Below are 11,743 nucleotides of genomic sequence, written 5' to 3'. Positions count from 1 at the left end.
GCGGAACGGCGGGTAGCTGCCATGGCGGCTACCCGCCGCACGGGCCCGGGAGCGCGCGGTGCGGAAACCGGCCACGGGAGACGAGGCGTGCATCCCGGTCGCCGCGAGCTCCGCGTGCCCGGGTCAGTGGTCGGCGGGGCGTTCCACCTCGCACCGGTCCTTGAAGCCCTGGCTGGTCAGCCCGAGAGCGGAATTCGTCCGTGAACGCATGTTCTCCACCGCGACCATCGTCGTGAGCTCCACGAACGCCGCCTCGCCGAGCGCGGTCCGCAGCCGCTGTGCCAACTCGTCACCGACCTCCGGCGGGGTGACGCTCATCGCCTCCGCGTACTCCATGACGTCACGCTCCAGCGGGGAGTACACCTCGCTCTCCCGCCACATCGGCACATCGCGCAGCTTGCGCGGGTCCATGCCGTGCCGGTGGTTCTCCCAGTAGCCGAAATCCATGCACCAGCCGCATCCGACGGTGGCCGCGGCCGCCATCACGGCCAGCGCCTTGAGCTGCGGGTCCAGCTTCTTCCAGCGGCCCACCGACAGCTCGAAACGGGCACCGGCCCACAACACCCCCGTGTGGTGGGCGGCGGCCCGAAGCGGATCGATGACCTTGCCGTACGTCCGGTTCGAATACCACGACACGGCGCGGAACAGCAGGGTACGGGGCGGGTCGAGCGGGATTCGGACGGTCATGACCGGTCTCCTTCGGTACGGCTCGGGTGCCGCCCGGAGGCGTCGTGCGACACCGCCGGACGGGTTGTTTCCACCGGTGCGACGGACGAGGTGCCCCCGGACGTGACATGGCGGTGCGGCCGGATGCGGAATCCTGCGACGGGTACGGACGTTGGATCCGGCATGACGGGAATCGACGCACAGCAGGAAGCGCTGCTCGGGCTGCTCGCCGAGGAGAACGGCGGCGTGCTGGTGACACTCGGGCGGGACGGCAGGCCCCAGCTGTCCAACGTCAATCACTTCTACTACCCCCAGGAGCGCGTCGTCCGCGTCTCGGTCACCGACGACCGGGCGAAGACGAGGAACCTCCGCCGAGACCCCCGGGCGAGCTACCACGTCACCAGCGCGGACCGCTGGGCGTGGACGGTCGTGGACGCCGCCGCCGAACTGTCCCCGGTCGCCGCCGATCCGCACGACGCGACGGTGGAGGAGCTAGTCGCGCTCTACCGCGACGTCCAGGGCGAACACCCCGACTGGGACGACTACCGCAGTGCCATGGTCCGGGACCGGCGCATCGTGCTCCGGCTGCGCATCGAGCGTGTGTACGGGCAGCCGCGTGGCTGACCCGGCCCGGTCCGGCCGGCGTTCCCCCGGACTCTCCGCTCTCGCACCGTCGTACCCCCCGCCCATAATGAGACGACACCGACTCACCCAGGAGATGCCGTGACCGGCGCAGACCCCTTGCCTCCGCTCCGTACCCGGCTGCGTTCGCTGCGTCCCGCCGCATTCGGCGCAGACCCGGGCGGTGCGCGCATGGAGCGCATCCGCCGCTCGCCCAACTTCGCCGACGGCGTCTTCCAGAACCCGGTGGGGGCGCGGACCAGGCCGTCCGGATCCACCCTGGAGTTCGCGAAGGTCTACTTCCGCAAGGAGGAGCGGGCGCGCCGGTCGCCGGCCGGCACCGTGCCCGTCCACGCCACCACCTACGCGGACCTCGCGGATACGCCCGCCACTGGGCTGCGGCTCACCTGGATGGGCCATTCCAGTGTGCTCGCCGAGATCGACGGCCGACGGGTGCTCTTCGACCCGGTGTGGGGCGAGCGCTGCTCGCCCTTCGCCTTCGCCGGGCCCAAGCGGCTGCACCCCGTGCCGCTGCCGCTGGCCGCGCTCGGCCCCGTGGACGCGGTGGTGATCTCCCACGACCACTACGACCACCTCGATCTGCCGACGATCCGCGCGCTCGCAGGGACGGACACGGTGTTCGCCGCCCCGCTGGGGGTCGGCGCCCACCTGGAGCGGTGGGGCGTGTCCACCGACCGGATGCGCGAGCTGGACTGGAACGAGACCACGAAGATCGCCGGGATAAGCCTGACCGCCACCCCGGCGCGGCACTTCTGCGGCCGTGGCCTGCGCAATCAGCAGCACACGCTCTGGGCGTCCTGGGCCGTCGCCGGCCCCGAGCACCGGATCTACCACAGCGGCGACACCGGGTATTTCCCCGGCTTCAAGGACATCGGCGCCGAGCACGGTCCGTTTGACGCGACGATGATCCAGATCGGCGCCTATTCCGAGTACTGGCCCAAGAACCACACGGACCATACGCCGCTGCCCGGGGCCTGGCCAGACATTCATATGTCGCCTGCCCAGGGGGTGCAGGCCCATCTTGACCTGCAGGGAGGCGCCCCGGTCGGCGTGCTCCTGCCGATCCACTGGGCTACGTTCAACCTGGCCCCACATGCGTGGGCGGAGCCGGGAGAGTGGACCAAGGACGCGGCCGAGGAGGCCGGCCAGGTGGTGGCGTTCCCCCGTCCTGGCGAGCCATTCGAACCTGCGGGGAACCTACCCTCTGACCCTTGGTGGCGTGGGGTGTCCCATCCGATCGCTCACCCGTGGCGTCGGCCCCGGCCGACGCAGGCTGCTGCCGAGGCCCCCAGGCACGATCTCGACCTTGCGGGTGATCGATGACAGCGAGCGAGAATGACCTCCGTCGGATCGTGCGCCTGCTGGCACGTCTTCCCGGCGTAGAGCGAGACCGCTTGGTGCGTTCGCTGGACGGCGCGCCCCGCCGGGAGCGTGCGGCGGATGCCGAGCAGTTCAGGCCCTGCCGACGCAAAAGGGACCGCTCCCAGTTGTCGTTGACTGCCAAGGAAACCTGGGAGGTGCCGGCGCGAATTGCGAACGGACACGGGCCCCTCAAGCAGGCGGGGCAGGGTAGCGCCGGGAGTCCGTAGCGGCGTGTTGTCAGCACCAGCAGGCATACTGCCCCCACAACGGCCGGAACCGAGGGGGAGAGAGCGTGCAGGATCAGGCGGCCGGGGCGAGGCGTGGCCGTGCCTGGAGCGAAGAGGAGGACGCTCAGCTTGTCGAAGGCGTGCGCGAAGGGCTGGCTCTGTCCGAACTCGCTGAGCGGCACGGCCGTACGACGGGCGGTGTCCATGCGCGTCTGGACCGGTTCGTTCCACGGTCCGACTCGGCCGCCGACGATCCGCTGGATTGGCTGAGGTCTCGGCTGGCCGCGGATCCTGGCTACGCCTGGCGAGAGGTGGGTGCCGAGCGGCGTCTCCGTGAACGGCGTGAGCGTCACAGGGCGCACGCGTCCACCGAGCCCCTGGGAGCAGCCGCGGCGAGTTCGACGGCCGAGGTGCTGGCGGACTGGGAGCACGTGACCGGCCATGTGCTGCGTCCCGAGCGCCGCGAGGTCTTCCTAGCCCGACAAGTGGTTCACGACCTGGCGGCCAAAGCCGTGGCGGTACGGCGGACAGCGGCCCGGCGGTTGTGGCACGACGGCGAAGTGCTGCTGGACCACTGGCTGCTCGAGTGCGTGTGCCCGGGCGCCGTGCGCCTGACGGCCAACTGGCCATTGATCGCCGAACGCGATGCCGACACGGTGCTCGTCTTGAGGGAGCTGGTGGCCGCGGCCGTGGATGAGATGCCCGCGGAGCGGGACCGGGAGGTCCTCTCCCGTCGCCTGGGACTTGACGATCAACCGGCCCAAACCCTGGAGAAGGTCGCAGAGACCCTCGGCGTGTCGCGGGAGAGGGTTCGGCAACTGCAGACGAGGGCGATCCGTCGCCTGGCCAAAATCGACGCTCCGGCTTCGCGAAAGCTCCGACAGGTACTGGCCGAGCTGAGCTGTGTGCAGCGGGTTCCGCCCGAGGCAGGGCCATCGGCGGCGGAACGGCTACTCGACCTGTCAGACGTGCTGCTGCCCTCGGTCACGCCTCGGCAGGCGATACCTCTTCTGGCACGGTTGGCCGGCGCGGACAAGGTACGTGCGGACAACCTGGCTGCAGAGGCGTCGACGATACGCATCCTGCGGCACGAGTCGGCCCGTCGTGAAGCGACAGGGGAGCGACGTATCGAACGTGCCAGCCGACGCTGGGAAGCTCTGGCCGGTGAGATCACCTGGTTCGGCGAGCCCGAACCGGCCCCGCCACGCACTGAATTGGAAACCCTCCGGGAGGAGGAGAGCGCCGACCGGGGACGCTTCGGAGTGTGGCATTGCCCGAAGCTGGACCGTGATGTGTCGTACGAGTCAGGGACAGAGCTGAGAGTGATCCAACTGCTCAGCTTCGCGCCGCAGATCGCGTACTACCAGGAACAACCCCTGGCCATCAGCTACGAGTTTGCCGGGCAACAGCGCACCTACTACCCGGATCTCCTGGCCGCGACCGTGGACGGCCGTTGCATCCTCATCGAGGTCAAACCCGTCTACGAAATGGCGATGGGCATCAACGTCGCCAAGTACCGGGCCACCGAGGAGTTCTGTCGGCTACGGGGCTGGGGCCTCGTGGCCACGGATGGCAACCGCACCCGCCGACTGCTCGAACACCGCACGGTCGACCCGCGTCTGGAGATGGCGCTGGCCGCCGCCCTCGATGCACAGGGAGAGCTCACCTGGCCGCAGGTCGTAGCCGCAGCCGATTCTCCGCCCCTGGATACGTTGGACCTGTGTTCCTTGATCCTCAAGCATGGCTGGACATGGCATAGCCGCCCCTACCGGCTCCGCCCGGCCCCACCATCAAACCGCCCCAGCACTCCGTCGGACCCGGTCGTGCCCGCACCCGACCGTCTCCCCGGGGAGACCGGTCCCGCACCCGCCCCCACGTGCATCGCCCCTTCCCCGGAGGAGATCGAACTTGCCCGCACTCCCGCAGGCGGCTGGACCCGGGAGCAGCTCGCGGACTGGGGCGTCCCCTGGCCTCCACCCAAGGGCTGGAAGGAGCACCTCATCACCCGGTGGAAAGCCGAGTAGCTCAGGAAGCTCTTCAGGAACCGGCCCGGCCGGGGCTGGACTGCTGCCAGTGCTTGCTCGCGAGGGGCTTCCTTGCGGTTCGCGTCGCCACATCCGGACAGCTCCACGACGACGAGCGACATGCGTACGGCGCCAGCAGTCGCGAACGGCCCCATCTCCAGTAAGGGCTCAGCAGGTGGACCACAGCCAGTTGTCCACAACTGTCCAGGAGACCCCGGACGTGCACAACGCTCATCTCCATGGACGAGATCGCCAAGAACGTTATCGCCGGACTTGTCGTCGCCTTCATCGTCTGGATCACGAACCAGGTCTGGGCCCGGTGGCGACGGAAGGGAGGGGGTGCCTGAGACGGGGCGCAAGGGCGAGTCGAGGGGGCCGACCTTCCGCCAGGCCGCAGGAGGCTTCAGTCAGGCCGACATTGCGCGCTACACAGGGAGGAGTAAGACCACCGTCTCCAACGTGTTCTCCGGCCGGAAGGTCCAGCCGTGGGAAACCGTCCTTGACGTGGCTCTCGCGCTCGGTATGCGAATGCCGGCCTCCAACACGACCCAGGAACAGTTGCTGGACGAGCCGAGCGAACGCTTCCGAGTTCTCTGGATGGCAGCCAAGGCAGAGGAACATGAGGAACCTGGATGTGCTCCTGCTGGAGGCCGAGCGTGTCCTCCGGCACAGTTACACCCGCGGGGAAGGCTCCCTGCTGCTGCCAGGCAACTCCTGTTCTCCCTCACCAGCGTCTGCGCGACGGGGACAAGCCGATCTACACAGCGCGCGGACCGGGATAGCGTCCGACAGCCCTCAGCGGCGTCCACACCACGGCGGTGAATCCGCAGCGGCCGTAGGGTGCCCGGCGGCCGTCCATGCCTCAGCCCTCGAGGAGATCACGCTGGGGGAGGATTCCCGGCATGTAGCCTCTGACAGGGGACAGATCCCGCCAGTCGAGGTCCCCCTCCTTCCGCAGTGCGCCCCGGCATCAGCGGAGACGGAAGCGATCCCTGGGAACTCTGGCTCGCCACAAGGCTCCGGCCGCGCCGGGCAACTGTGTCCGCGTGCCGCCCTGAAGGCGACGGGCGGGTCGGGCCGCGTCGGCCGTCAGCGACCGAAACGACCCACGACAGCCTTATGTTGCTGGAAAGTGAGCGCGGCGTGGGGAGTTGCTGATGGGTAGTGGTGCGGGTCAGCGGTTGTCCAGGCGGTGGCCGTAGACCGACATCGTCAGCGCCCTCACCGTGGTCTGTGCCGTCTTCTTGTCTTGGCCGTCGTCGATACTCTCCAGCGCCTCCGCCGCCGCCACGCGCACCTGCCGGGGCAGGGCGTCGTAGGTGGCGAACCGGTAGGCGAGGGTACGGCACGCCTGTTGCTCCTCCTCGTTCACCGAACCGGCAACGAAAGGGAAGACCGCCGCCTCGTACAGGCAACGGCCATGAGGACGATGCCGGCCGTGCCCTGGGCGTAGGCCCGGTCCCCCGAAGCGCGCGCGGACGCCGCCACACGCCGGTGACAGACCACCACGGCAGCACCCACGACCACCGTCGCCGCGACCGCTGCCGTCACACCGCACTCAATGGAGCAGTACTTTGTGCCGCTGCCGACGCGGGGATCCGCGCCATCGGGCTTGGTCGTCCGCGTCCGGCGGGCGCCTGAGGAGGGGCGCGGTTTCCTCAGGGGTGCCGAAATACCGATCGAGTCCCAACCGGTGGGCAGAGCCACGAGACAGAGTGTCCATCGATCGCGGAGAGCTTCACTACGAGGTTGTCCGCTCCGGTAGCGTTGAAGCGATCCGGTCGGTGGACTCACGGCTGGGGCAATCAGTAGGAAAACCGGCGGCAGGCGCGGCTGGGGAACGTCGGCAGAGGAACCAGACGATGGCCACGGTCTACCGCGTGGTGACCATGAACGACGAAGGCCAGGAGCAGAGCGCTCGGTACATCGATGTGGACGGTCGGGAGATCGATGATCCCCGCCTGTCCAAGGGGCGTATTCCTTCCCAGCATCGGCAGACTGTGGACCCGCCTGTGACTTCCGAGCCGGGGTCCGGGACGGAGCAGGTATCACCCGTTTCTGGGGCCGTCATGTTCGACCCGGTGTGGTGGGAGGATCTGAGGGGTTGCGCGGCTGTGTTCCTGCCGGGCGATCCACCGCGCTCCGGACGGATCGCTTTCCACGCCCAGGGTGGGCGGCTGCCGGCCGGTGCTCCCGCCGAAGAGCTCCTGGTGGTCCTGCCGCACGGTCGCGGCGGGCGGCGACGGACCGTTCCCGCGGTGGTGTGCCCGCTCGCCGACGTTCTGCCGTTGCTGCTGGACGAGCCGCCGGAGCGGCTTACCGTGACAGGGGCCGCATGGCGCCACGCGGCCCTCTATGCGCTGCACATGGCCGGCCGAGGGTTGTTGCTGCCCGGGCTGAGTGCTGGCGGGTACGACGCGTGGAGGCTGGGGCCGTTCTCGCAGGAGGACGCCGGCTGGGTACGGGCATTGGCCGGATCCCTTGACCCCGCCGCGTACGCGACTCCGTTCGAGCAGGCCGGGCGTGGGCGTACTCCGCTGTTTCTGCCGCATCCGTACGACCGGCTGCGTCTGTTCCTGGACGCGGTGGCCGACTTGCTGCCGCGCACGCCCGCCGCTGCCGCCGCTGCAGGGCAGGCCGCTTTCGCCGGTCGGGACTCCAGGCATCTGCCGGGGCTGGGGGGCTGGGCCGCCAAGGTTGCCGACGGCCGGGACGCCGGTGTCCAGCTCTCCCTCCGGCTTGAACTGCCGGATACGGAGGGGTACTTCGATAGCGCCGACGACGGCACGGGCGCGGGCGCCGCAGACCGCCTCGGAGCGGCGGCGCGGTGTGTGCCCCAGGTGCGCTCGCTGGCGGATCCGTTGCTGCTCGCCGACCTGGCCGAGGTGCGGTGTGGGACCGTGGACGGATTCGGTCCTCGTGACCGTGCGCGGATCGACGCGGTGCTGCGTGCGGCCGCCGAGGTCTGGCCCGCGCTCACCGGGCTGCTGGAACCGGCCGGGCCGGACGCACTGGACGTGGACGACGACGCCTTTCTCGCCCTGCTGGACGACGGCATCGGTGCCCTGGCACGGGTGGGTGTGGCGGTGCACCTGCCGAAGGACCTGGTCCGGGACCTCGTCGTACAGGCAGTCGTCGAGCCCGGGAGCGGTTCGCCGGACGAAGAACCGGAGGGATCGGGCTTCTTCACACCCGACGCGCTGCTCTCCTTCCGCTGGGAGCTGGCGGTCGGCGACCGCACTCTCACCCCTGCGGAGCTCGACCGGCTGGCACAGGCCGGGCGCCCGCTGGTGCGGCTGCGGGACCAGTGGGTCGTCGTCGACGAGGCGCTGGTACGCAAGGCCCGGAGCCGGCCACGCGAACTGGGTGCCCTGGAGGCACTGACGGCCGTTCTCACGGGCGAGGTGGCGGGCTATGACGGATCCGTCACCCCGGTGCGGCCGAACGGATGGCTTGCCTCCCTTCGTGACCGGCTGACCGCACCGGAGCACGCCGCGGATGCCGAGCTGCTGCCTCCCGCCGGGCTGGAGGCCACCCTGCGCGGGTACCAGCTGCGTGGCCTGGCCTGGCTGGACCGGCTCACCCGTCTCGGCCTGGGTGCTTGCCTCGCGGATGACATGGGGCTCGGCAAGACGATCACCGCCATCGCCCTCCACCTGCGCCGGCAGGAGGATCCGAGGACGGCCTGCGGCCCCACCCTGGTGGTGTGTCCCGCCTCGCTGCTCGGCAATTGGGGGCGGGAGATCGACAGGTTCGCGCCCGGTACGCCCTGGCGCCGCCATCACGGACCCGCACGCGACCTCGGTGACATCCGGCTCGGGGAGATCGCCCTCACCACCTACGGCACCCTCCGCCGTGACCTGTCCGCCCTCTGCGAGGCCGGACCGTGGGGACTCGTCGTAGCCGACGAGGCGCAGCACGCCAAGAATCCCGCCTCGGTCACCGCCAAGGCCATGCGTACCCTTCCCGCCCAGGCCCGGGTAGCGCTCTCCGGCACGCCGGTGGAGAACAACCTCACCGAACTCTGGTCGCTCCTGGACTGGGTTACGCCCGGTCTGCTCGGCCCGCTCACCGCCTTCCGGGACCGTTACGGCCGGGCCGCCGAACGCGCCGCCCGCGGCAGCCAGGCCGAGGCCGACGCGGCGGCCGCCGGACGGCTCGGCCGCCTCATCCGCCCCTTCGTGCTGCGCCGCCGCAAGACCGACCCGGGCATCGCGCCCGAACTGCCGCCCAAGACCGAGACCGACCACCCAGTCCGGCTGACCCGGGAACAGACGGTGCTGTACGAGGCACAGGTACGGGAGTCGATGGACGAGATCCGCAACGCACAGGGCATCACCCGGCACGCCCTGGTCCTCAAACTCCTTACTGCCCTCAAGCAGATCTGCAACCATCCCGGCCACTACCTGAAGGAGGACACGGCGGCCCGCCTCACCGGACGCAGCGGCAAACTCGAACTCCTCGACGAACTGATCGACGTCCTCCTGGCCGAGAACGCGTCCGCGCTGGTCTTCACCCAGTACACGCGGATGGCGCGGATGCTGGAGGCGCATCTGGCCCGGCGCGGTGTGCGGACGCTCCTGCTGCACGGCGGGACACCGGTGCACCGCCGCGAGGAGATGGTCGACGCCTTCCAGAGGGGCGAGGTCCCGGTGTTCCTGCTTTCTCTGAAGGCAGCCGGTACCGGCCTCAACCTCACCCGGGCGTCCCATGTCGTGCACTACGACCGCTGGTGGAATCCCGCCGTCGAGGACCAGGCCACCGACCGCGCCTACCGTATCGGCCAGACCCAGCCGGTCCAGGTCCACCGGCTGATCACCGAAGGCACGGTCGAGGAGCGCATCGCACAGCTCATCTCGTCCAAGCGCGACCTGGCAGACTCGGTCCTCGGCGGAAACCGGGGAGAGGCCGCGATCAGCGACCTGACCGACGACGAACTCGCCGACCTGGTCGCCCTGCACACCACCACCGACCGGAGCAGCCGATGAGCCGCAACGGCACAGGGAAGCGCCCCGTTGATCTGGTCCTCCCGAAGCCGCCGCCGGTACCGGGACAGCGGAAGCTGACGGACGGGCCGTGGGGCATCCTGTGGATCGCCGCCCTGGAAAGTCCTCGCAGACGGGACTCCGGGCACGCGGCCAGGCTCGACCGTGCCCGCACCTACGCCCGGCGCGGGGCGGTCGGAGACATCACCGTACGCGCGGGCGAACTGTCCGCCCGGGTCACCGGCAGCGGCCGCCGCCCGTACAGAGTCATGCTCCGCGTTCCCGAACTGCCCGAGGCGGAGGCGGACCGGCTGCTCGACGCATGGACGGACGACGTCGACGCCGCCGCCGAACTGTCCCGCGGGGAGCTCGGCGAGGCCACCGCGCGCATCGCCGTCGCCGAAGACATTGCCCTGGTACCCAGACCCGGCCTCACCGACTACGAATGCACTTGCCCCGACTGGGGCTTCCCCTGCAAACACGCGGCAGCGGTCTCCTACCAGTACGCCCGGGCCATCGACGCCCGCCCCGACGCCCTCCTGCTGCTCCGCGGCCACCACTTGGACTTCGTGCGTGAGGAAGCAGCGCTCCGGTGCGCCGAACGCGAAGCCGCCGCTGCCGAACAGGCTGCCGAAGAAGCGGAACTGACCAGGGCGGGCGCGGCTCGCGGAGTCCCGGCCGGCGAGGCGTTCGCGCGGGCCAGGCAGGAAGGCGGACTGCCTCCCCTGCCGGAGCTTCCCGCCCCGGCGACCGGGCCCGTCACCGTCGGACCGTTCCCGGATCCGGGCCACGAGGACAGCCTTGTCGCCCCCGACCGGCTGCGCACGCTGGCCGACGACGCCGCCCACCGTGCCGCCGACGCCTACAGCCACGCGGTCGCCACCGGAGGCGCCCCCGCCGCCCGGCTGTGGCTCGACACCGACCCCTGGCTGGACACCGTCCGGCGCGCGGCACGAGCGGACGGCGATCCTCGCGTCGTAGGCCGCCTGCTGAACAGTTCAGAGCAGGCGCGCGCCCGGCTCGCGCGGGCAAGCGCGGCGTGGAAGCACGGTGGCCAACCCGCACTGGCCGTCCTCGATGGAGGCCAGGTGCCACCGCGTGCCGCGGAGACCGCGGCACGCGAACAACTCCTCACCCGGCCGCTTCCCGGCCTGCCCGGCCCTCCCCTGTTGCGCCGCACCGGCGGCCGCCTCCAATTGGTCGGTCACGATATCGAGTTGCGGTACGGACCGGACGGTCACTGGTACCCGTTCCGCAAGCAGTCCGGCCAGTGGTGGCCGGCCGGCCCTCCCTGCCAGGACGCCGTGGAGGCTGTGCTGCCAATCCTGCCGGGGACATGACCGGCCGGATCAGCTCCGATACCTCGTCCGGTGGATCACTCGGGTACGACTACCACCCGTCCCTTCGAACCCACGGCGCAGGCCATTCCCTCCGCGCCCTGGTGGCGCGCGGTGGCTCCGCAGCCGGTCGAGCACCGGCCCGCGGCGGCGGCCCGGATCACGGACCTGTCGGCCGATCCGGTGGGGGGTACGGGCCGGGCCGTTTCGTGTGCTCATGGGTTCATTCGGATCGGCCGTTCGGGTGTCGGCCGGCCAGGTGCCAATGCGGAGTAATCGGTCCCTTGTGCGAGCGGTCATACCAGAGCGGGACGGATGGCGGGCAAGTTCGACAACTGCCCGCCGCACCCGCTTGATTGACGACTACCGTGTGTGGCCGGTGATCAACGGTGGGCTCATGACTTTCGAGCCCGCCCGACCGATGCGCCGAGCCTGACCGACCACCGTAGGTGCCACCGCATGAACGCCGATTCCTGGTGCCCCACGTACCGAGGACACTG

8 protein-coding genes are annotated in these 11,743 nt (G+C 70.2%); 6 read left to right on the top strand and 2 right to left on the bottom strand.

Annotation, left to right across the window (positions count from 1 at the left end):
- Positions 1-123 precede the first annotated feature (123 nt).
- Positions 124-687 carry a carboxymuconolactone decarboxylase family protein gene (locus tag OHA19_RS06025; protein ID WP_405719100.1) on the bottom strand — a complete coding sequence of 188 codons (564 nt, stop codon included), beginning with the start codon at positions 685-687 and terminating at the stop codon, positions 124-126.
- 162 nt (positions 688-849) lie between these two features.
- Here OHA19_RS06025 and OHA19_RS06020 point away from each other — a divergent pair, with 162 nt between their 5' ends.
- The 4 genes from OHA19_RS06020 (at position 850) to OHA19_RS06005 (ending at position 5,743) form a co-directional block, all read left to right on the top strand.
- Entirely contained in the window at positions 850-1,290 is a 441-nt protein-coding gene (locus OHA19_RS06020; RefSeq protein ID WP_405719103.1) for a PPOX class F420-dependent oxidoreductase, read from the top strand.
- Between the two features lie 99 nt (positions 1,291-1,389).
- Entirely contained in the window at positions 1,390-2,631 is a 1,242-nt protein-coding gene (locus tag OHA19_RS06015) for an MBL fold metallo-hydrolase (RefSeq protein ID WP_405749597.1), read from the top strand.
- A 676-nt stretch (positions 2,632-3,307) separates the two neighbouring features.
- Entirely contained in the window at positions 3,308-4,921 is a 1,614-nt protein-coding gene (locus OHA19_RS06010) for a TnsA endonuclease N-terminal domain-containing protein (RefSeq protein WP_405749595.1), read from the top strand.
- 339 nt (positions 4,922-5,260) lie between these two features.
- Positions 5,261-5,743, top strand: a complete 483-nt coding sequence (locus tag OHA19_RS06005) for a helix-turn-helix domain-containing protein (RefSeq protein ID WP_405749593.1) — start codon at positions 5,261-5,263, stop codon at positions 5,741-5,743.
- A gap of 352 nt (positions 5,744-6,095) precedes the next feature.
- On the opposite strand, the gene OHA19_RS06000 is transcribed toward OHA19_RS06005, so the two are convergent.
- Positions 6,096-6,293, bottom strand: a complete 198-nt coding sequence (locus OHA19_RS06000; protein ID WP_405749591.1) for a hypothetical protein — start codon at positions 6,291-6,293, stop codon at positions 6,096-6,098.
- A gap of 697 nt (positions 6,294-6,990) precedes the next feature.
- On the opposite strand from OHA19_RS06000, the gene OHA19_RS05995 reads away from it, so the two are divergent.
- The gene (locus OHA19_RS05995) at positions 6,991-9,909 is read left to right on the top strand and encodes a DEAD/DEAH box helicase (protein WP_405719117.1); all 2,919 of its coding nucleotides are present in this window, start codon (positions 6,991-6,993) and stop codon (positions 9,907-9,909) included.
- Complete coding sequence (locus OHA19_RS05990; RefSeq protein ID WP_405719120.1) at positions 9,906-11,246, top strand: SWIM zinc finger family protein; 1,341 nt, start codon at positions 9,906-9,908, stop codon at positions 11,244-11,246. The genes OHA19_RS05995 and OHA19_RS05990 overlap by 4 nt, the downstream gene beginning before the upstream one ends.
- Positions 11,247-11,743 lie beyond the last annotated feature (497 nt).

The organism is Streptomyces sp. NBC_00012 (assembly GCF_045040875.1).
In the GTDB taxonomy this organism is placed as follows: Bacteria; Actinomycetota; Actinomycetes; order Streptomycetales; family Streptomycetaceae; genus Streptomyces.
Note: the sequence above shows the minus strand (reverse complement) of the source record. Positions and strands in the feature narration are given on the sequence as shown.